Source organism: Campylobacter showae (genome assembly GCF_963515975.1).
Taxonomy (GTDB): domain Bacteria; phylum Campylobacterota; class Campylobacteria; order Campylobacterales; family Campylobacteraceae; genus Campylobacter_A; species Campylobacter_A showae_F.
In genome coordinates, this window is sequence record NZ_CAUPZM010000007.1 from 1 (window position 1) to 20494 (window position 20494).

Sequence of the window (20494 nt, forward strand, 5' to 3'; positions counted from 1 at the left end):
GATCAAGCCCTCGCTCCACGCACTCGACCGAGGCGTAGAAGGATTTTAGATCGATGACGGCGTAGGTGCTTGGGGGTAAATTCTCGCTTCGGTTTAAGGTTGAAATTCCGTTTTCGGTAAAATCGGTTTTTGAATCATTATCTCTAGATACCGTTAAGGTTTTATCAAATACGCTTTTGTTTTTCATGACGAGATTATAGAAAAAATTCGGTAAAATTTACGACAAACGATCTAAGCCGTATCGCCCTCAAATTTAAACCCTCCACCTAGCCAGCAGCCTTCTTTTATCTTCGACGTTTAAGCTTATAAAATCAATCCCAAAAAGCTTCGTCAAATTTTCGCCTATAAACTCTATAGTAAAAGTTAAAAGAAAAAATACTTTATGAATGTTTGTGGCTATTGCATAAAATATTTTTGTTTACTATTGTAGTTACGCAAGAACTAAATTTAAAGCATCATTTTAGTTTGATGAAGGCAAAATAAGTTTTTACTTCCATAGCATAATTCAATGCTACGCCTAGCATAAAGCAATCTACTAAAAAATAAGTTTTAGCTCCTATGGTGCTAAAACTTACTTAGCACCATCGTTTCACGATAGTGCTGTAAGGTCTTAGCCAGACAAGCAAATAGCCTAGCGGCTATTATAAAAATCAGCATAATTTTTATAAAATTAAACGGCTGATTTTTATACCAATCGGAGCATCCATATCTCAAATCAAAAGTCGCTCATTAGCTTTTTGCTTAAGATACAGGACTAATCCGCAAAATCTATTTTTGGTGAACTGTTTATGTTTTTATGCTGCAAGATTATTTGACTATTTTGCAAAGAAATTGTTATGTAGGAAAAATAGACGTTACATTCTCGGCCGAATAAATAGATGAAGCTACTTGCCATAAGGCCACAAGTTTGTAAGCATAGGATCAAAGATATAAAATTCCCGATTAAATTATTTTAGATTAATAGAATAAGCCCCGCAAGATGATACAATACCGTCTCAATAGAATTTGAAACGGTATTTTTTACTGGAGAAAGATATGAAATTTAAAGATTTTAAAGCTACAAACTGTGCTAACTACGACTTTTTCACCGCCGAAGAGCTAAGCTATAAAGAATTTATCAGTCTTAGTTTCGGCGAGTTCGCCCGCAAAAATCCAAACTCGAGCTGGATGCTTAGCATCGACGACAGGAGCCTCGATTCATTTCCAAATTTTACTCAAAAGCATCCAATTTGCTTATCCGATCTAAATTTTAAAGATAGCATCTTTCAGTTTAGGATATGCTCCGAAAACAGTGTCCAAAGTCTAGGGCACCGCATTTTCACTTGCCTAGACGGCATCCACAAGGACTTCGTCGCAAGCGAGATCAAGCAAACCGACGAAGTGATGATGAAGCTAAAGATTGGCGTTTTGAAGGACTTTGCCTGCGTCTCGAAGTGCGGCTGGTGGATAACCGACATCTGGCGCGATATGTATCCGGTGACGGATGAGAGCGAGAGTGAAAATTTCGTCGCGGATATGCTTGGTAGCGAATTTTCGGCTCAAATGCGGCTCATAAACGAGCGGCTTTTGAGCGCGCAAAATAGCGGAGAGCTTGACGAGCTCATTGCTGAGCTAAGGACGCAGAAGTAATTTTTAAAATTTGCCCATATTTTGTCCCTGCTATGGCGGGCGTACTCCCATATTTTATGGATAGATTTTGAAATTTACCGACTTAAATTTACCCCAGCCTGCCGTTTGTCGCACAGCTATTTACGGGGTACGGCGTGAGTCCGTAGTCTGCGGATTCGACATTCCAAAAGTCCAAATTCGCGCTGCGCGAGACGATATACTCAAAGCCCTTTTGATTTAGCTCGATCAAAATTTCAAATTCCTCGCCGTTTTTGCAAACGATACTTTCGAAAAAGTGCGAAAAGCAGGCGATTTTCGCGTTTTCTTTCTGCATCGATTGATTTAGCATGAGCTCCATATTGCTTAGAATTTTAAATACCGTCTGGCTCGTCTCAAACCTGCCGAAGCGCGCGTAATACTTCTCTAAATTTTGCTCATTTAGCGTAACGGCTTTGGTGCAGTTTTGCGTTATTTGCTCGTATATCACGCCAAAAAGCTCAATTGACGCGTTTTGATTATCTACTGCCTTGTTTTCGTGGTTTTCGATGACGACGAAGCCGTCTTTTATGCAAAATTTCTCGTTTTTATAGTAAAAGCTCACTCTCGCGATCTCTTGTTCGAAGCGCTTTTTATAAGTGAAGGGTAGATAGGTCGTAACGCCCATTTTATCGACGATCGCAGAGCTTTTTACGCCGCCGTCCAGCTCGTGCTGCATAAAGTAGCGGATGAAGCTACCCTGCTCGATATCGAAGCTATTTAAATACTCGATCTTATCCAGATACGCACAGCGGTAGAGCCGCACGAACTCTGAATTTAGCGAGATATTGATCTCGTCGGGGATGTCGCCGTATTTCTCGCTTTGCGGCGCGTTGATATGCTCTATGATATTCATCTGTTTTTCGACTTTGTCTTTTACGAAAATAGTTATTTTTACTTGCTGCATCTCATAAAAGCGTTTTATTGTCTCGGTTGCGCTCTTAGTGATGTCGGTTTTAAATTTTTTCGCGAGCTCTGATTTTTTGAGCGTCAGCGAAAAATCGCCGTTTTTTAGCTTATTCTGCGAATACAGAAGATAAAGCAACTCCTCATAAATCATCAAATGCGAATAGGTCAAAAAGGTATTATCTACAACTATGACATAGTAACAGCGCGTTATGGAGTATCTTCTATTGTTTTCTAAAAATTCTTCATAAATTTTTTGTTTGACAGAGTTTTTGCATACTTTAAAGACGTCATAAGATTCTAGAAATATATTTTCCATCTTTACCCCTTTATTTTTTGCTTGTTTAAATTTTACCCTAACTTTGTTTAAGCTAGTTTAAAATTTATATTTAAGAATTTAGAAGTATTAGGAATAAATCAAATATGATAAATAATATCCAATTTCTTATAAATAACTTATAAAAACTAAAAAAGTATTCAAATATATGTTTCTATATGGATAATATAGAAAAAAAATAAAAAAATGAGCAAAAAAATATATATTTTAATTTTAATTTAATAAATAAAATTATAGAATTTATTTCAGATATAGCATGCTTAATATATCAAATTTATTAAGAAAGGACGGTTTGAAATGGAATTTCTTATTTTGACGCTATTTTTGATCAGCGGGCTTATATTATATTTTAAGCCGCAGAGGAAAAATTTAGCTACGGGCTGCGCGGCGGTAGGCTGCGTGATACTGATCGCGCTCGAGTTTTACGTAAATTTATGGGTCGTCGTGCCGGTAGGCAACTTTTAGGAGGGCGATATGCAAAATTTAGAACAAAATCAAATTCCCGCCGCTGAGCGAGGATTTTTTAACCTAATGTCGCTAGCCATCATCGCCCTCGTGGCGCTCCCGGTCGGTATAGCCTGTTTGATACTGGGTTTTGGCATGGGAGATAGCCCGTGCGTGATGTGTTGGTCGGAGAGGATCACGATGATAGCCATTAGCCTCATTGCGCTTTTTATCCTTAGATACGGCCTAAGACCCGGTTACGTCGCGGCGCTTTTACTAATGGCTTGCTGGGGGATGTTCAATGGCTTTATCCATTATAGCCTTGACGGGACATTCGGCGGCTACCTCGACATAAAGCAGGGCTTCGGACTTGAAATTTTGGGTGCACACACGCAGCTTTGGGTCATCGTCGTAGATTTTTGCGTGATCGCATTTTTGGCGGTCATATTTTTATGTAGCAAAAATTTAGGCGAGATAATGAAAAAGAGCGCGAGCGGCGAATACGGCGAGTTTTTGCGCTATCTGCCTCTGGGCAAGATTGCAAATTTAATCTTCATCGTCATCATCGCCGCAAACTGCGCGCAGGCTTTCATCGTCTCAGGCCCGCCGCCGTATCTGGGCTCTAGTACGCCGGCTAGACTAAGTCTTGATCCTGCAAAATGGTTTTGGGAGAAAGATCACTGGCAAAGCGCACTTGATTTTAGATTTGATTGGAATCCGGAGCTTCCGGATCTGCCAAACTAAGGAGTAAAAAGATGAAAAAGCTGATGATTTTTACTGCGCTAGCGGCTCTGGCGTTTGGGTTTGAGTTTAATCTCGATGGCAAAGCGGGCGCGCTCGAGGGCGTGAAGGAGCTCGGCGCACCGAGTGCTGAAGTGAGTTTAAGCTTACAAAACGACGCGCCGATTACGGGAGCGGACTACGACGCAGATAAAAAGCAGTTCGCGCTGGTTTCTAAAAATAACGAATTTTACGTTGCGAACGAAAATTTAAAGCCGCTTAGATACGGCAAGCACGATCGCCATTTTATAATGGAGATGGAGGCGACCGTGGGTGCTGCGTGGTATAAAAATGAGCTCGGCATGATAAGCTTTAATAAAACCTTCGTATTTTATGAGCCTACGGACGGGCTTAGTGCAGAGGAACAAAATAGCCAGTGGAGGCATTTGACAGAGGGCTGGGATAAATGGAAGCTAAACGATCTCGGTAACAAAGGGCGCTTCTCCACGCTTCGAGCGAAGCAGCAATATATCCTCGGCTGGGATTACGACGCGGCTGCGAATAAATTTATCGTTGCGTCCGTGCCTAACGACGTGAGGGATTATTGGAGCGTGGCGGTGTTTGACGGCGACGATAAGATGATTTTGGAGGAATTTATTCCGCAAATCGGCTCAAATTTAAAGCTAGAAGAGGGCAGGAGCCTTGGCGAATACTACGTCACGGGCATCGACGCTCAGCCTGACGCAGTTTATCTTTTGAGTAAAAATTTCTCGACCATTTTAAAGTTAAATTTACAAACGCATGCAATTGAGGATGCGTATAGTTTTAGCGGAGCAGCAAATGCGAGAGCGCTTGCGGTGAAGGACGGCAAATTTTATGTTTTTTCGCGCGAAGGCAAAGAAAATAAAGTTTTCATATACGATATGAAATAAAGCCCACATTTAAGGAGAAGAGATGCAAAGACGTTCTTTCTTAAAAGGCGCGGGAGCGACTCTGGCTACGGCGGGAGCCTCTCCAAGCCTATTTGGTATGGAGCAGTTTGAGGTGGATTTTAAACCGAAATCCTATAAAAACGAACAGGGCGTAGAGTATCACTACCTCACCTGTCCTAGAAATTGCCGCGACGCCTGTTCGATGATCGCAGAGATCAAAGACGGTAAGATGGTTAGCATCAAAGGCGATCCGAAGCACCCTCTAACGCAAGGCACGGTCTGCGTCAAAGGACATACCTACGCGATGCACCTATACAACGCCGATCGTATAATGTATCCGATGAAGCGCGTCGGTAAAAAGTGCGAGGGTAAATGGGAGCGCATCAGCTGGGATCAAGCGCTAAAAGAGATAGCCGCCAAGCTTACCGAGATCAAGGCAAAATACGGCGGCGAGGCACTGACGGAATTTGTCTATTCGGGCAACGAAGGGCATATCTCAAAGACTATTTCGTCTGGAAATTTCTTTGAAAAATACGGCGCTACGAGGCTTGTGCGCAATCCATGCGACTGGCCGCGCTATGCGGGCACGCCGAGCGTCATCGGCACGGACTTTTCAAAAGACGCGCTGGAAGTCGATGAGAGCGATATGTATATCAGCTGGGGCTCAAACGAAGCCTATACGGCGGTGCACTGGATCAGATTTGCCCACCGCGTCAAAAAACGAGGCGGCAAGATCATCGTCATAAATACGATCAGAATTCCGCTCGCAAACCAAGCCGATATGTTTATCCAACTAAAGCCTTCAAGCGATCCTGCGTTTTGTCTAGCGGTGTGTAAGGTGCTGATAGAGGAGGATCTCTACGATCACGAATTTGTAGAAAAATATACGATGGGCTTTGACGAGCTGGTTAAAGAGTGTAGCCTCTACACCTATGGCGAGCTAAGCGATATGTGCGGCGCAAGCGTCGATCAGATCAAGGTTTTTGCGCGAGAATACGCTCATGCTAAAGCGCCCGCCATTATGCACGGCGACGGCGGGCAAAGGCACTTTAACGGCGCAAGGCTCGTGCGAGCGGTTACTTTCTTGCCGGTACTTACGGGTTGCCTTACAAAACTTGGCGGCGGATTATTCTGGGCTTACGTGCACGTAAAGGGCTGCTTTAACTTCGATAACTGCATGCCAGATCTTTCGCCGAAAGACGCGGAAGGCAAAAAGATAGAGCGCCAGCAAATAAGCTATATAGAATTTGGCAAAGGCATTCAAAAGGAAAATCCGACCTATCTAGGTAAGCCGATAAATACGGTAATTCGAGCCTGTATCAACTATAACTCAAATTTGATGGTAACGGCGCCCAATACGAATTTAATCAAAAAACGCGTGATGGACGACGATTTTTTCTTGGTAGTCATCGATCCTTACGATACCGACACCTGCGATTACGCTGACTACGTATTGCCGGGCGTTACCTTTATGGAGAGCGAAGATATTCAAAACGATCAAATTTCGGGCTACGTCTGTTACAACGCCCAAAGCGTCAAGCCGCTGGGCGAAGCCAAGACGAATTTGGAATTTTTTAACGCTCTAGCCAAGGCGATGGGATATAAAGAGGAGTGCTTTGATTGGGATAGCGAGACGGTTTGCAGGAGGTTTTTGGATACGGAATTTGCCAAAAAGCAAAATATCACCTACGAAAAGCTAAAGAGCGTAGGCTGGATTAAGCCGTTTAGGACTCCTGAGACGATGAAAGATCAGTTTCCTTACTACCCTTATGCGCCGAAGGACAAGCTTGTATTCGGTACTAAAAGCGGCAAGTGCGAGCTCTACTCTGAGACATTCAAAGAGGCAGGTTATCATCCAGTGATCGATCTTGATGACGATTGGGATTATTACCGAGCACATAAGAGTTTCGGCGACGGTTATCTCAAAAAATATCCGCTTTATTTTATGACGCCTGGCACGCAGCTTCAGGATAACTCAAACTGGGGCAATATGCCTTACATCCTAAAACGCGTCATAGTAAAGGGCAACGCTGAGCTATTTATGACGCGCGAGGATATGCTGGCGCGCGGCATCAAAGAGGGCGATACGGTTGAAGCCACGAACGAAAAGGGCACGGCGATATTTACGGCGGTTGAAACCAATCAGATGCAGCCGGGCATCGTCTATGCATGGAACAATATCTGGGTTAAGGTTACCAAGTCTCGCACGGGAGCAAATATCCTTTGCTCGGACGGAGTGAGTGATTTAGGCAACGGATCGACCTATACTGCAAGCTTTTGTGAAGTAAAAAAAGCTGCAAAACAGGAGGCATAAAATGAAACGAAAACAAGGATTTTTATTTGATTATAACTTTTGTATAGGTTGTAAGGCGTGCGAAATTTCATGTCAGGTCTATCATAACCAAGACCCTGACATCAACTGGCGCCATGTTGATATGATGCTTATTCATGAAGACGAGATTGAAAAGGAAATTTTCATATCGCACTCATGCCATCACTGCGATGAGCCTGCATGTATGGACGTTTGCCCCGTAGGAGCTTATATTAAACTTGAAAACGGCATAGTTCAGCCGTTGCACGATAAATGCATAGGCTGCGGATATTGCTTAGTCGCCTGTCCTTACGGCTCGATAACCAAGGGTAAAGACGGCAAAGCGCAAAAATGCAACCTCTGCGCCGAGAAGCTCGAGCGCGGCGAGGAGCCTGCGTGCGTAGCGGGCTGTCCTTGCGACGTGCTAAAGCTAGTTGATAGCGATGTGAGCGATAGTGCGGGAATGGAGAAAGAGATGCCTGGCTTTAAGCACTTTTTTACAAAACCAAACATCCGCTTCTATCCTAGGATGAAGCGCAATGAGTTTATCCACTAAGGATCAAAAGATGCGTAATTTAAAGCAGAGCCTTTGCGTCGAGGACTTTTTAAGGCAAGTATTTTTGGTGCCTCTTACAGATGAAAATTTGAACGAGCTTTTAAATTTGACACAGGATTTTGCGCCTAAGTTTAAAGAGCATAAATTTATCCTCGAATTCACTAAATGCAAAAACGAGTCAAATTTAATCGATGAAATTCGCTACGAATTCAATAGGCTCTTCGTAGGCCCTAAGCGCCCCAAAGCCGAGCCTTACGAGTCGGTGTATTTCGACTATCAAACGATGTTTGGGGCAAAGACGATGCAGGTGCGAAGCTTTTACGAGAGCTCTGGGCTAAAACTCGAGGATGCGCAGCTTGATAAATTTCCCGACGATTTCATCGGGTACGAGCTGCAATATCTTTACTTTTTAAGTTTTAGCGCGCTAAAGGCGGAGGACGAGGCTAAATTTAACGAAATTCTACGTAAAAAGGCGGAATTTATCGCCACTCATCCGTCGCAGTGGTTTTCTAAATTTGCCGCTCGCTGCGATGAGCATGCAAATTTAGACGTTTGGAAAAGTTTTGGGGGCTTTTTAAATCTCTACCTAAATAGTGAGATTGATGCGCTGAAAAGGGCACTAAAAGATCCTGAAATTTTTAAAAATTTAAAGGAATGACAATGGTACAGACGACTTGGGGATGGCTCATAGTCATCTATTTGTTTTTAGGCGGTTTAGGCGCCGGGGCGTTTTTGTGCTCGGCTTTGGCTTACAAAGGCTTTTTGGGCTCATTAAACGAGAGGTTTTATAAGTTCGGCTTTCTGCTAGCACCCGTTGCGGTAATAATAGGAACCGCGCTTTTGCTATTTGACCTGGCGCCGAGCGCTGCGATAAATCCTCTTAAAATTTTGCAGCTCTATACGCGTCCGGTATCGATGATGAGCATAGGTACGTATCTACTTACGTTTTTTATCGTAGTCAGCGTTTTGGTGCTTTTGCAGATTAAAAAGAGCGGTAAAATTTGCGATATGATGCTCACGCTCGGAGCTATTTTGGCTCTTGGCGTGATGGGATATACGGGGCTACTGCTTTACGTCGTAAAGGCGATCCCGCTTTGGGCTAGCGTGTGGCTGCCGATTTTATTTACGATCTCGGCGATCTCTACTGGGCTTAGCGCAAATGCCGCCGCTACGCTAAATGCAGGACACGGACTAAGCCACTGCGCGCATAAATTTCACGTTGTGTTAGTTGCGCTTGAGATCGTTGCGGTGTTAGCGCTGTTTGCAAGCGTGCGAAGTGAGGCTGCGGGCATGGCTAGCATAACTAAGATAGTCGGCGGCTCGCTTGCGCCGATGTTTTGGATAGGCTTTGTCGTGTTTGGGCTTACTTTGCCGCTGCTCGGCGGAAGCAAATTTATGCTTCGCAGCTGCAGCGTGAATGCGGACGGCAGCGTCTGTGCGCACGCCGGCGAGGAGATAAAAAGCTGTGTTTATAATGAATACGGCGTGCTTGTGGGCGGCTTTTGCCTAAGAGCGTTTATCGTACTCGGCGCGGTCTATATATTTTAGTTTCTCCCTTTTCCTAATACTTGGGTCGGATGAAAGTCCGACCTTTAAAATTTTAACTTTAAATTTTGATTTTTTGATAGATCTCCAAAGACGACACGGTGTTACAAAGCTCTTAATTTCAAAGTTTTGGCGCAAATTTTGACCACATAAACATAATAATCGTACAAACATGAAACCCACATAGACTCTTGCTTATTATCAAATTTGTGTTTCCTTACAGGTCTCCCAAGTGGCTAAAAGATAACTAGCCAATGATCCAGATAAATTAACAGCCAGCTCGGCATGACGCGATGCAGGTTTCGCACCGACTTTTCCTTTGCCGTGAGCATCGCTTAGACGGTTACGAAGTGTTCCTAATCCCTCAATAACGGCCGTGCAACCACCAAGAATTTGTTTGAATACTTCTTCCGTGTGCTGAGATGGAGCAAGATTTAAAACTTTTGCGGTTTCTTTATAAAGTTTGGGTAAATCCACCGTGTCATCATATTGTACATTCATATCATCAAGGATGTGCTTACAGACGGTTTCTATTAGCGTTCGAGCTGATGTAATTGCGCCTTCTGGATCGTTTGCTCTTCTGTCCAATGCTTTTGACCATGCTGTTTGCACGTGAGCAGAATCAATTTTCTTTATACCATTGGTCACAAATTCATCAGACGGAGCCAAGCCGCCTCGTTCTAGGACTTCTAATAATGAAAAAAACTCAGACCATATATAATCCCGACGTTCAGCATAACTGCCGAACTTATATTTTATAAACTGCCAAAATTGATCAAGATTTCTACAAGTTTTTATAAATTGAGGAACATATGCGTCAAGTGCTGTATTTGCAAGGACTGTCTGTCTTAGACGCGTGTATTCAACATTATTTTCTCGCCCTCCAGTGGCATGAGAAATCAAAAGGTTTTGTAGCGTTTCAGTTTGAGTAAATAATTCATTCATTCATTTATCCATAAAATTAAAAAATTATGCGGGTAGCTCACTAAGATAATCCAACTAGTTTTATGGCTACTAGCAGTTTTGGGATTCGTTCTTGTCTACTTTGGGTTAAATTCACGACGATATTATAGCAAACGGAGACTTTAAGCGACATAGTAAATCTATTTGATGGGATGTAAATTTGATAGAGAGTAAAGGGCTAAGCACCTTGTTTTGGATTATTTATAATTTTAAGCCGCCAAAGACGGCTTAAAATTTATCTCTCAAAAACGAAAATTTTATTGGCTCCGTTTTCTCTCGTCGCAACGTAAAATTTGTCGTCCTTGATAGCTAGCGCATGCGCGTCGTTTGTGCCTTTAAAGCCATAAACTTCCACGATCTTTCTGCTGCGCGGATCGAGCTTTAGGATGCTTGAGTATTGCTTCGAGAGCAGATAAACAAACTCGCCTTGCGCATCCATGCCCGTGACGTAGTAGTCGTTTATATCCCTGCCGTCCTTTATGCCGAGGGCTTCATCGAAGCTCGGCACGAACTCGGTCGAGAGCATGTTGTCGGCATCGCTAAAGCTCGCTATACTCCAGCTTTGCTTTATATTATCTGGCACGCTAGTGACGAAAAACTTGCCTTAGAAATCCGAGTGATCCCACGAGAGGATGAACTGCTGCTTGGTGCGCACGGTGGAGTAGCGGTCCTTGAAATCGAGCGTGAAATTTTCATATCCGTCGTGCAGATAGCGCCACGCCTTGTTTGCTTCCTCCTTGCTTTGATTCGGTGCGGGTTTGAAAAACTCATAGGTTTTATTATAACTCATGAGTCCTACCGAGTCTTTAAAAAAGCTCGCTGCAACGGTCTCTTCTATCTGTATTATCCAATCGGGCGTGCTTCGTAGATAGCTTTTTACGGTTTTTAGCTCGCCGTCCATTTCGTAGAGCTCGAATTTTAGCGTACCGACCAAAAAGCTTCCACTTGCCGCGTCGTAGTCAAGCCCCGTGACGGGATTATTGTTGTTTAAATTTAACGTTATCTCGCCGCTTTTGCGTAGCGGAGTCAAATTTGCCACGGCGCCGTCCGCATGATTTAGGTTAAATTCACCACCGAATGCTAGCGTGGCACACAATAAACCATACAGCAAGAATTCTATGCAGTCGCTTTTAGAACCAAGATATATAATACCCTAGAGGAGCTATAAGATTATTTAGATAAATGGCTAGAACATTACAACATGGAAAGAACTCATCAAGGAAAGAATTGCCAAGGCATGACTCCCATGGAATGCTTTGAAAAAACAAAACATCTTGCTAAGGTCAAGATGATAGGTTACAATCCATCGGGGTCGCAATATAGAGTGCCATAATATATGACAAATTTTATAAGAGCAATTGTCTTGTGTCAGATGAAGTTTAGATTTGTACAAACTATATACAGATATTGGCTATAGCATAGCTTTAATCTATCTCAATCCCCATATCCCTTCTTTCAAAAACCTCTCCTTTTATCTCTGGGGCATTGTCGTAGATAAACTCCTTTATGGCGGGAATTTTATTCGCTACGCTCTTAAAGAAATTTACAACTTTATCTTTAAAGGCTTTAAGCAGAGCATTCTCCTCTTTTAATCTTTTGTTTTCTTCTTCTAGCTTCTGTTTTTCTTTTTGTATCGTTCTATTGATTTTTGTGGCATTCTTTAGTTTATAAAGCGTTTTTTCTCGTTTTTTATTTAGGATTTTTGCTTTATCGGCTTGCTTTTTATATATGTTTATTTGCGTTTCTAATTTGGCTTTTTCTTCTTCTATATACTTGTTTTGTATTTCGATATTAATCTTTTGACCTTCGATATATCTTAACCTTTTCATTTCTGTCTCATTAGTCTGAGCTTGTTCTAGGATTTTTTCGTCGCTTGATATCTTATTTTCGAACTCTTTTACGACGATATCCTTTTGTTTTATAGCCTCTTTTAATTCCTTAATTTCGTTTTGTTGCGAGATGATTATCTCTTTATCGCTAAATTTCGCGTTTAATTCTTTTAGTTCTGAATTTTCTTTAAGCAAGAGTTCATTATTTGCCTCTAGCTCTTTGTTTTGTGCAAAAACTTCACTCTTGCTAGCTAATTGTTTTTCTAGCTCGTCTATCTGCTCTTTTAATTCAGGGGCTTGAAGTATCGTAATATTTTCTTCGGCAGCATCATAGATCACTTCGCTAATGGTTTTTGTGAACTCGCTCATGCCGTCCTTGGATATTTTATAGTACGACTCGCCTATTAGTGGGTTTACCTTCTCAAAATTTTCATTGACGTACTCTTGAACACTGGAATCTATTTCATTTTTTAACGCTTTTTCGTTTTCATAAGAGATCTCGGTTTTATGCATTTGTTTTAAATTTTGGTGGATCGCTTTGCTACCTCTTATTCCTCTGACGGCAATATTCTTAAAAGCATCTGCGCCCATATCTTGCAGTTCCTTGCCGTATTTGGACATCTGCGTTTTATTTCTCCTAATGCAAGTGTGATTGACATAATCGTAGTTTTCAAAAATTATCTGCCAATGTTTGGTCTTTTCGTCGTTGTGCTCGCATGCAGCAATACACTCTACGCCGTATTTGTTGCAATATTCATTTATAAATTTGTTTGCGTGAGAAAAAATATCTAAAGCATTGACAAAATCGGACTCCTCCTTGTTTAACCCTTCGTTTCCCCCCTTTTTTCTTTGAGTCCCGAAAGAGAGAATAATTTCGGTAAAAGGTGTCATCTTCTTTTGCCAAGCTCTCTTTTTTGCTTTTCCATTTTTATCGGTTATCTTTTGCTTTTCATAATCGGCCTTAAATTTAGACAGTTTTTCTTTTATAAGTTTTTCGATGTTATCGTGCGTCGTTTGGGTTTGAGACATATCCACTAGAGCACCAAAAGGGCTTTGAACATAATACTTATTGCTTTTAGAATCTCTTCTTAAATACCGAATTTTCTTGGCTTGTTTGGGCTCTCTTAAGTTGTGAGCCATCCTGCCGATGGCTTCTTGCGGAGTTAAATTATCGGATAAAACGTTAATTACGATCTCGTAGCCGTTTATTTTCATGAGTTTCCTTTATATTTTTGAATCTAAATTAACTTAATTATAAAAACTCAGGTTGGTTAAATAAAAATACTTAAAAATAATTCAGTTATTTAAAAAAAATGCTCCCCATTGCCATATAATAATAAACCACGAACCAAAGATCGTGCCGCAAACAAATGCTTTAACTCGTATCCATCTTGCTCTATGCTTAACCATCGAAGATAAGCAGGAGACGAAATCCATATAATATCTCATATCGTGAATTCTAGGATAAAAGTTCTTTTCATAAAATTTCATGCATTCGCCAATCTTTCCTGCGGCTTCTTCAGCGGAATCTTTACCTATACCGTCTTTTAAGCTTGCTATTTTACCGTCCATCTCTTCAAATAAAATCGCAAATTCCTTTATATCTTTTTCTAATTTTAACTCTGAAATACGCAATGCTCTGGTGCCCATATTAAATCCTTTTTATATAAAAATATTGGGCCCCTTTGGACCCATCAAGTCTCTAAGCTATATATAGATACTCATCTGATTCAAAAAGCTCGTCTAGTTCATTTTTCGTACGCTCATCAAGATAAATTACTTGCCTGATCGATCCATCGCTAATCCTTTTACATATAAAAGAGTTATTGGCCCTATAAAGCTCTTCATTGTAAATTAGCACTTCGTCTTCGGCGATATTTTCAGTAGCGTAGGCACTAGCTATGTTGTGCAATTTTTGAAACGCGAGTTCGGCTTTTAAAAGATCATTTTCTTTGATAAACATGGGTTTAGCTTTATAAATTTGACCCTCGTGATAATATTCAAAGGAACTAAGTTTGCTAAAATCTCTATTGGTTCCATCCGCATACTGTTTTTGTGAGTTTTTAAAGAAGTACTGGCGGCTCAAATTTCCGACTAACTCTTTATATCTAGCTTCGCCCCCTATACTTTGCTTCAAGATGTCTTCGTTTTGAAAAGCGAGTATAAGCTCTACTTTGGCTTCTCTTAATACGTCTGCGTAAAGATCGGTTGAGCCATTAAGAACCCTTTGGGCTTCGTCTATAAATACGCTTACCGGATTTTTATCACTTTTGGCTATTCTTTTAACTAAATTTGAAAGGGTCGAGTTTATCATTAGCTCGGTTGCGTTATCTTTTAGGCCGGCACAGTTAATTATAACGATTTTTCCATCATTTAAAAGCGAGCTTATGCTAGCGCCGTCATGATTTAAAAATTTAGAATCCGCCAAATCTTGTAGAGCCAGAAGCATAAAGCTATAGTTGCCGTAAAATTTCTCCTTTTGCTCCCTTGTGTCATGGTTGGCGCAATAAGCGTATTCACTAAAAGTTTCTAAGAAGCTGCCAACTTTATCTTTTACGGCAATTAACTTATGTATGTTTTTGGCTACTTCGGCTCTTAAGTCAGCTGGATCGTCTTTAAAATTTTGAAAACTTTTAAGAACATCGCTACCATTACGAATATAATTTTTGTATTCTTTTACCGTGTCGTAAAAAACTCTAAAATTAGATATTGCCTGAGTATGTTTAAATAGGTTTTTTATATTAGGCGTAGCATCTTCTAGACGTCCTCTCATAAGCTCGCAAAAACCGCTTTTGTTAAATTTATCGATACTGGCCAATAAAGAAATGCTTTTTAAAGCTATGCCTGTAGCCATATTGGCCCAAAAAGGATCGTTTTTGCCTCCGAAGCTTAACTTGAAAAAATTCTGTAATAGTTTTTCGCTAGCTTCTGCGGTTATGTTAATGCGTTCTCCCCAAGGAACATTAATCATAACTACGTCTTTTAGTCTTTTGTGTTTTTTGGCTAAGTACTTTATCTTAAAGTGTTCGCCGCCTTTATAATCAAATGTCAGCAATCCGTAGCCGGATTTTATGCGATCATCCATAATAGGCAATATAGCCGAAGTCGTTTTGCCACATCCGGTTTGACCGGTAATCATGGCATGGGTGAAGTCTTTATCTATATGAATAGCACCCTCTTTTTCTGCTTGACTACAAGACTTTGCGTCCACTTTTTTGTTTGACTTGTTTAAGATTGAAAATTTAGACATTAGTTATCCTTTTTATTTGATTTTTTGTTTTTCTATTTTTTGTAGGTTTTATGATGTCGTCAGCCAAGCCGTACTCCAATGCTGTTTGAGCATCTATATAGCAATCCCTATCGGTTATGCTCTCAACCCTTTTAAGATCTAAGGCGCTGTTTTGCGAGATCATATTGTTAATCCATGCTTTCAGCTTTAAAATTTGCTTTGAGATAAGCTCTATATCGCTAGCTTGCCCAGAAGCTCCACCTAAAGGCTGATGAAGCATGAGCTGTGAGTTTGGCATCATGTATCTGCGGTCACCGTTTAAAAATATTAGAGCCGACATCGATGCGGCTTGCCCTACGCATATGACGTTTATACGAGATTTTATCGTTCTCATGATATCTATTAAGCCCAGACCGTCGTTTATTGAGCCTCCTGGTCCCGATATATAGATATTTATATCGCTTTTGTCGTCTATGCCGTCAAAGTATAAAAGGGTTTTTTGGATACCAAGACAGATATCTTGATTTATTTCGCCGTAAAGAAATATATTTCTATCGGCCAGCAGAGAAGTCTGTATGTCGTTTGGATGAAACGAAATTTCGTTTGCCATTTTTTCTCCTTGTTTTTTGTTTTACGAGGAGAATTGTAGACTAAAAGGCGCTTGATTTCATTCCACCTATACTAGCTAGATCTGCAGTTGTGGGGGTTTTATAGAATTCTTATTTTAACGAACTTCTTATAAAAGTATATTTGAAAGTATCGGAGTTTTTGTATTTTTTGACAAATTCCGATAAAGATATGCCTATTTCTTCCCTCAAAAGGAGTAGCGCAACATCTTCTCTTGAAAGCGTTTTATTGCACCAGGGATTGCTGGCTTGATAAAGAAATTTTAGATCGCTTTTTAACCAAGCTTCGTTTAAATCGTTTTGTTCTTGTTTTGCGTATTTATATGATAGCGATTTTTTAAATTCCCCACCTAAAGCATCTTTAAAATCGTTCGATAGTAATAAACTACTTCGTTCGATGAGTCTCAAAGACTTATCAATATCCAAAGAGCCAGAGAGACAAGTATTTACTATGCGAGCAAAGGTTTCTTTTCCGTATATCTTTCGTCCTGCCCTAACGGCATCAATATTGTCCGTCGTCTCATCGAATTTGCCAAATCTAGGATATTTTCTTGAAAATATTACTAGACTATCCTCATATCTAAAGCTTATCCATCTATCTTTAAATATATCAAGTTCAAAAATTTCCATTCCTATATCTTTTAAATCTACGGTTCTATAATCATTATCTACGAGGGTTACTCCGCCTTTATAAGCTATTATTGCGGCTACGTTTTTTATGAAGTAATCAAATTTTATATTGCCGACTTCATTAGGGGTATAAAGATACAATACCATAGGGGAACTTGTGGCAGGTTCTTTTTGCATTTGTTCTTGCTTGAGTGCGGCTTCTTTTTTTAGAAGGTCTTTTATTGTTATAATTTCCCAAGTGTAACTAGCCTTAAGGCTGGTTAGGACTATAAAAGCACTATCTTGAAAAAGCCTATACTCTTCGTATTCGTCGATTTTAAAGCTTTTTATATTTCTAACGTGATTTTCCAAAACTTTGCATGGAGATATTATGTAACAGTTTTTATCGTTTATAGCCTGGGGTTGAGAAGATTTATTTTCAATACTAAGCAACGTAAGCCTTTCAAATAAGTCGTTAAATAAATTTTTAAGATGCCTATCCTCACTCCTGGTGTTCGACCGATTATTACTTATGTACTTTTTTATATAAAAAGTATTGATTAGGTATTTGTGCGGATCTTGCGCGCACTCTAAGCCCAACGTATTTTTTACTTGATCTGCGATCTTCTTTTCTCTGCCATAACCTTTCTTTTTGGTATCCAATAACGGATTGTAAGCTATACTTTTTAATTTTTCGTAATCGTTAGTCTCGTAATCTTTAAAATCGTAAAACTCTTTTTGTTTTAAGGCTAAGGCATATAGATTAATAATTGAATCTTTGATAAGTTTTTCTTTATGCTCATCATTATTTAATCTATAGACTGTTTTATTCGTCTCTTTTAGTTTTTTAGAATGAATGTTTGCGGTTGAGATAGAGATACACTCTTTGTAACTTATTTTAAAACTACTACCCATGATGTTTTCCTTTGAATTCTATTATACGATAAATAGATGCTAGAAGCAACATTTACGTCGCTTCTAGCGTAATAATTTTACTTATTAAACCCTAGTTCGCCTAAATAGCCATGCCACCACTCAAATACTCTTCTTTTTTCCGATTCGAATTTGGCTCTATTGTATGCTTTGTCCGACGCTACCGCGTGTCTTAGCCTATGGTCTATACAAAGCGAAAGGATTTTATCGCTAAATCCTTGAGCTATGGAGTTTTCATCGGCTATAGTTAAAAACGTGGTTCTAAATCCGTGAGATACGGTATGGTCACCAAACCCTATACGCTTTATGGCTTGATTTAGGGTGTTTTCGCTAAGCATTCTGGTTTTTGAGATTCCGGATTCAAATACATATCCGCTCTTTTTGACACCCTGTTCTTTTAAAATTTTTATAGCTGTATCGGTTAATGGAATAATAAAGTCCTGAGTCATCTTTATCTTTTCACCGGGTATAGTCCATATCTTTTTATTAAAATCTATCTCGTCCCAGCTTATGTTTCTAGCGTTTTGAGAGCGTAGGGCGTATAGCATCTGCCATTTAAGGCAGTTTAGTATACTAGCGTCTCCGCAGTAAGAGTTAACGCAGGCTATAAATTCTTTTAAAACCTCTGGATCGGTTATGGCTCTAAAATGTTTAGTAGGTTTTTGAACCATAAGGGATTTAAAGTTCTTGCCTATGATATCTGCAGGATTCGTTTTTAGATATCCTTTCATGATTGCAAAATCTAAAGACATTCTTACGTATCTTACGCATTTTCTTAGGGTTTCGGTTCTAGGGTTATCAGGAGTTTGAAGCTTTTTAAACTGAGTAAGAAGCATATCGGTAGTTTTTGTGTCGTTAAAGTTTTTAAGCATTATATTTCCTATTAAAGGAAGTATGCAGCGCTCTACTAAATTTAAAGTGCTCTCGTCGCTGCTATGCTTTATATCCGTTCTTGAGGCTCTTTGTTTTCTCCACTGAGTCCAAAGATCGCTATAGCTAAGCTCTATCTCTTTACTAATGCTTCCAGTTTCCTGATAATACATAAGTAGCTTTATGGCATCGTTTCTAGCTTCTTTTATAGAATATACCCCTTGCCTATACTCTCCTAGAGTCTTAGTAGTTCTATCGCCCGTTAGTTTATTTTCGTAGCGAAATTTAAATATCTTAGCTCCGCTTGCAGTAAGTATGAGTTTTAATTCTCTTAAGCAAGCTAGACTATGCATCTCTTTTTTTCCGCTTACGGGAAGTTTTTGTATCTGTTCTTCCTTGGTAATTATCATCTATGTTTTCCTTATTATCTTTTTATCTTATGCGTTCATTATAATGTTTTTTAAGATTTTTAAAAAGCAAAAAGGGGATCTAGAATGCCTTTTTGTGATCTTTTTTCTAAAAACCATATAGGAACGCCTAAAATTGGGTCTTTGAAAAACATTGCGGTATCTCTTAGGGTATCTCCTTTTCAAAAAGTAGCGAAAAGTTTCGTTTTTATCTAAAAAATTGCTATTTTTTACTTTCCAAAAAGTTGCGAAAAGTTCCGAAAAAAGGCACTTAACTCAAATTTATGGTATCTCCTAAAACCATATTTTTAAAGGAGATACCCTAAGAGATACCATGTTTTTCGGAACCATGATACAAAAAAACGAAAAGAAATAGAATAAAATGGAAATATAAGTAAAAGCAAATCTCGTATTTTAGGGCTTTTTTGATAAAAATCAGAATTAATCGGAAGCTTAAGGAAATATTAAGTGGCTCCGGATGCTGGATTCGAACCAGCGACCAATCGGTTAACAGCCGACTACTCTACCGCTGAGCTAATCCGGAACGTTTTAAAAGAAGTCGTATTATAGGCAAAAACGTATCGTTTGTCAATTAAATTTAGCTTAAATTTACTGATGGCAAAAATTTAGCCGTCAAAAAGGTAAATTTCCTTCGTAAAAATCACGCAAGTCGGTAAAATTTAGTCCCCGCCGCATCTACTATTTTTATCATTCCGTCCGATAAAAGCTCCTGCAAATTTAGCTTCGAGCCCTCAGAAAAGCTATTTGTTACGTCGTTTTCGCTTTGCGGGCGGCGTTTTACGAGCTCTAGTAGTTCCTCTTTGCTAAGTTCGATTTTTTTATCGCCGTATTTTGCCGACGCTATCACGCACGGTACGCCGGAAATTTGCTGTGCAAGCTCGTATAGGAGCTCTCGGCTCACGCCTTTGACCGGGTATGCGGGCGGGCGGTCAATGGTGCTTATGTCCGCGCGGGCTGGCAAAATTTGATTTAGCGCCGCATTTAGCGCTTCAAATTCGGCCTTTGTGTCGTTTAGCCCTTTTACGACCAGGATTTCAAGCACTAGCTCGCCTTTAAATTCTCGCCTAAATTTAGCCATCGCAGCCACTAGCTCGCCGACGCCAATTTTTTCGCCCAAGCGATCTATCCTAGTAAAGGTCTTTTGCACCACGCTATCAAGGCTAAATTTGACAATATCAAGCCCCTTTAACGCCTCGCAAATTTTAGGATCAAGCACGCCTGAGCCGTTTGAGAGGATGAGCGTTTTGGCGCGACCTTTTATCAAATTTAGCTCGCTTACGAGCCCTGCCAGATCCGGATAAAGCGTCGGTTCACCGTTTGCCGTGAGCGTGATGACATCAATGTGCGGATGCGCGGCGAGCGCAGCCTTCACCTCGGCGACCACTTGCTCTACGCTAGGCGGATTTTCTATCGCCGCGACGGGTTTTGCCGCCGTGAGCTCGCAGTAAACGCAGTCAAAGTTACAGCACTTTTGCGCAGGCGATAGATCGACGCCCAGCGAAACGCCAAACCTGCGCGAACTAACGGGACCAAAGACGATGTGCATTGATTTTCCTAAATTTAAGATGTGCGATTATACTAAAAGCCGGGGTAAAATTTATTAAAGCGGATA

20 protein-coding genes and 1 tRNA gene are annotated in these 20494 nt (G+C 40.4%); 8 read left to right on the forward strand and 13 right to left on the reverse strand.

Annotated features, from left to right (window positions below; genetic code table 11):
* Window positions 1–187: hypothetical protein (locus RWM02_RS03585; protein ID WP_314069187.1), on the reverse strand; the 187-nt coding region annotated here is incomplete at its 3' end.
* A gap of 848 nt (window positions 188–1035) precedes the next feature.
* Here RWM02_RS03585 and RWM02_RS03590 point away from each other — a divergent pair.
* The gene (locus RWM02_RS03590; protein ID WP_314069188.1) at window positions 1036–1629 is read left to right on the forward strand and encodes an effector protein; all 594 of its coding nucleotides are present in this window, start codon (window positions 1036–1038) and stop codon (window positions 1627–1629) included.
* Window positions 1630–1717: 88 nt separating this feature from the next.
* Here RWM02_RS03590 and RWM02_RS03595 read toward each other — a convergent pair whose 3' ends face one another.
* Entirely contained in the window at window positions 1718–2869 is a 1152-nt protein-coding gene (locus tag RWM02_RS03595; protein ID WP_314069190.1) for a hypothetical protein, read from the reverse strand.
* 315 nt (window positions 2870–3184) lie between these two features.
* Here RWM02_RS03595 and RWM02_RS03600 point away from each other — a divergent pair, with 315 nt between their 5' ends.
* Genes RWM02_RS03600 through nrfD form a run of 7 tightly spaced genes read left to right on the forward strand, consistent with a single transcriptional unit; the run spans window position 3185 to window position 9398 of the window.
* On the forward strand, window positions 3185–3352 hold the full coding sequence (locus RWM02_RS03600; protein WP_297958910.1) for a hypothetical protein: 168 nt from the start codon (window positions 3185–3187) through the stop codon (window positions 3350–3352).
* A gap of 9 nt (window positions 3353–3361) precedes the next feature.
* The gene (locus RWM02_RS03605) at window positions 3362–4075 is read left to right on the forward strand and encodes a disulfide bond formation protein B (RefSeq protein WP_314069194.1); all 714 of its coding nucleotides are present in this window, start codon (window positions 3362–3364) and stop codon (window positions 4073–4075) included.
* A gap of 11 nt (window positions 4076–4086) precedes the next feature.
* Window positions 4087–4983 (forward strand): hypothetical protein, encoded by an 897-nt coding sequence (locus RWM02_RS03610; RefSeq protein ID WP_314069196.1) that lies wholly within the window; start codon window positions 4087–4089, stop codon window positions 4981–4983.
* 22 nt (window positions 4984–5005) lie between these two features.
* Window positions 5006–7297 carry a molybdopterin-containing oxidoreductase family protein gene (locus RWM02_RS03615; protein ID WP_122863380.1) on the forward strand — a complete coding sequence of 764 codons (2292 nt, stop codon included), beginning with the start codon at window positions 5006–5008 and terminating at the stop codon, window positions 7295–7297.
* Window position 7298: 1 nt separating this feature from the next.
* On the forward strand, window positions 7299–7850 hold the full coding sequence (locus RWM02_RS03620; RefSeq protein ID WP_169765895.1) for a 4Fe-4S dicluster domain-containing protein: 552 nt from the start codon (window positions 7299–7301) through the stop codon (window positions 7848–7850).
* Window positions 7851–7860: 10 nt separating this feature from the next.
* Window positions 7861–8508 carry a TorD/DmsD family molecular chaperone gene (locus tag RWM02_RS03625; RefSeq protein WP_314069201.1) on the forward strand — a complete coding sequence of 216 codons (648 nt, stop codon included), beginning with the start codon at window positions 7861–7863 and terminating at the stop codon, window positions 8506–8508.
* 2 nt (window positions 8509–8510) lie between these two features.
* Window positions 8511–9398, forward strand: a complete 888-nt coding sequence (gene nrfD / locus RWM02_RS03630) for an NrfD/PsrC family molybdoenzyme membrane anchor subunit (RefSeq protein WP_314069203.1) — start codon at window positions 8511–8513, stop codon at window positions 9396–9398.
* A 198-nt stretch (window positions 9399–9596) separates the two neighbouring features.
* Here nrfD and RWM02_RS03635 read toward each other — a convergent pair whose 3' ends face one another.
* The 11 genes from RWM02_RS03635 to RWM02_RS03690 form a co-directional block, all read right to left on the reverse strand.
* Complete coding sequence (locus tag RWM02_RS03635; protein ID WP_314069205.1) at window positions 9597–10340, reverse strand: abortive infection family protein; 744 nt, start codon at window positions 10338–10340, stop codon at window positions 9597–9599.
* Window positions 10341–10593: 253 nt separating this feature from the next.
* Entirely contained in the window at window positions 10594–10941 is a 348-nt protein-coding gene (locus RWM02_RS03640) for a hypothetical protein (RefSeq protein WP_314069207.1), read from the reverse strand.
* Between the two features lie 21 nt (window positions 10942–10962).
* The gene (locus tag RWM02_RS03645; RefSeq protein WP_314069326.1) at window positions 10963–11469 is read right to left on the reverse strand and encodes a hypothetical protein; all 507 of its coding nucleotides are present in this window, start codon (window positions 11467–11469) and stop codon (window positions 10963–10965) included.
* A gap of 313 nt (window positions 11470–11782) precedes the next feature.
* Window positions 11783–13402, reverse strand: a complete 1620-nt coding sequence (locus tag RWM02_RS03655; protein ID WP_314069209.1) for a hypothetical protein — start codon at window positions 13400–13402, stop codon at window positions 11783–11785.
* A gap of 81 nt (window positions 13403–13483) precedes the next feature.
* Complete coding sequence (locus RWM02_RS03660) at window positions 13484–13837, reverse strand: hypothetical protein (protein WP_314069211.1); 354 nt, start codon at window positions 13835–13837, stop codon at window positions 13484–13486.
* Window positions 13838–13889: 52 nt separating this feature from the next.
* Complete coding sequence (locus RWM02_RS03665; RefSeq protein WP_314069213.1) at window positions 13890–15437, reverse strand: type IV secretory system conjugative DNA transfer family protein; 1548 nt, start codon at window positions 15435–15437, stop codon at window positions 13890–13892.
* On the reverse strand, window positions 15430–16026 hold the full coding sequence (locus RWM02_RS03670; RefSeq protein WP_314069215.1) for an ATP-dependent Clp protease proteolytic subunit: 597 nt from the start codon (window positions 16024–16026) through the stop codon (window positions 15430–15432). The genes RWM02_RS03665 and RWM02_RS03670 overlap by 8 nt, the downstream gene beginning before the upstream one ends.
* A 109-nt stretch (window positions 16027–16135) precedes the next feature.
* On the reverse strand, window positions 16136–17566 hold the full coding sequence (locus tag RWM02_RS03675) for a hypothetical protein (protein WP_314069217.1): 1431 nt from the start codon (window positions 17564–17566) through the stop codon (window positions 16136–16138).
* Between the two features lie 77 nt (window positions 17567–17643).
* On the reverse strand, window positions 17644–18864 hold the full coding sequence (locus RWM02_RS03680) for a tyrosine-type recombinase/integrase (protein WP_314069219.1): 1221 nt from the start codon (window positions 18862–18864) through the stop codon (window positions 17644–17646).
* A 466-nt stretch (window positions 18865–19330) separates the two neighbouring features.
* Window positions 19331–19405, reverse strand: a tRNA-Asn gene (locus RWM02_RS03685).
* Window positions 19406–19522: 117 nt separating this feature from the next.
* Entirely contained in the window at window positions 19523–20428 is a 906-nt protein-coding gene (locus RWM02_RS03690; RefSeq protein ID WP_314069220.1) for a radical SAM protein, read from the reverse strand.
* Window positions 20429–20494 lie beyond the last annotated feature (66 nt).

What these genes read in the sequence shown, in the direction of transcription:
- RWM02_RS03590 (WP_314069188.1), top strand. Translation starts at nt 1,036, where the DNA reads ATGAAATTTAAAGATTTTAAAGCTACAAACTGTGCTAACTACGACTTT.
- RWM02_RS03595 (WP_314069190.1), bottom strand. Translation starts at nt 2,869, where the DNA reads ATGGAAAATATATTTCTAGAATCTTATGACGTCTTTAAAGTATGCAAA.
- RWM02_RS03600 (WP_297958910.1), top strand. Translation starts at nt 3,185, where the DNA reads ATGGAATTTCTTATTTTGACGCTATTTTTGATCAGCGGGCTTATATTA.
- RWM02_RS03605 (WP_314069194.1), top strand. Translation starts at nt 3,362, where the DNA reads ATGCAAAATTTAGAACAAAATCAAATTCCCGCCGCTGAGCGAGGATTT.
- RWM02_RS03610 (WP_314069196.1), top strand. Translation starts at nt 4,087, where the DNA reads ATGAAAAAGCTGATGATTTTTACTGCGCTAGCGGCTCTGGCGTTTGGG.
- RWM02_RS03615 (WP_122863380.1), top strand. Translation starts at nt 5,006, where the DNA reads ATGCAAAGACGTTCTTTCTTAAAAGGCGCGGGAGCGACTCTGGCTACG.
- RWM02_RS03620 (WP_169765895.1), top strand. Translation starts at nt 7,299, where the DNA reads ATGAAACGAAAACAAGGATTTTTATTTGATTATAACTTTTGTATAGGT.
- RWM02_RS03625 (WP_314069201.1), top strand. Translation starts at nt 7,861, where the DNA reads ATGCGTAATTTAAAGCAGAGCCTTTGCGTCGAGGACTTTTTAAGGCAA.
- nrfD (WP_314069203.1), top strand. Translation starts at nt 8,511, where the DNA reads ATGGTACAGACGACTTGGGGATGGCTCATAGTCATCTATTTGTTTTTA.
- RWM02_RS03635 (WP_314069205.1), bottom strand. Translation starts at nt 10,340, where the DNA reads ATGAATGAATTATTTACTCAAACTGAAACGCTACAAAACCTTTTGATT.
- RWM02_RS03655 (WP_314069209.1), bottom strand. Translation starts at nt 13,402, where the DNA reads ATGAAAATAAACGGCTACGAGATCGTAATTAACGTTTTATCCGATAAT.
- RWM02_RS03660 (WP_314069211.1), bottom strand. Translation starts at nt 13,837, where the DNA reads ATGGGCACCAGAGCATTGCGTATTTCAGAGTTAAAATTAGAAAAAGAT.
- RWM02_RS03665 (WP_314069213.1), bottom strand. Translation starts at nt 15,437, where the DNA reads ATGTCTAAATTTTCAATCTTAAACAAGTCAAACAAAAAAGTGGACGCA.
- RWM02_RS03670 (WP_314069215.1), bottom strand. Translation starts at nt 16,026, where the DNA reads ATGGCAAACGAAATTTCGTTTCATCCAAACGACATACAGACTTCTCTG.
- RWM02_RS03675 (WP_314069217.1), bottom strand. Translation starts at nt 17,566, where the DNA reads ATGGGTAGTAGTTTTAAAATAAGTTACAAAGAGTGTATCTCTATCTCA.
- RWM02_RS03680 (WP_314069219.1), bottom strand. Translation starts at nt 18,864, where the DNA reads ATGATAATTACCAAGGAAGAACAGATACAAAAACTTCCCGTAAGCGGA.
- RWM02_RS03690 (WP_314069220.1), bottom strand. Translation starts at nt 20,428, where the DNA reads ATGCACATCGTCTTTGGTCCCGTTAGTTCGCGCAGGTTTGGCGTTTCG.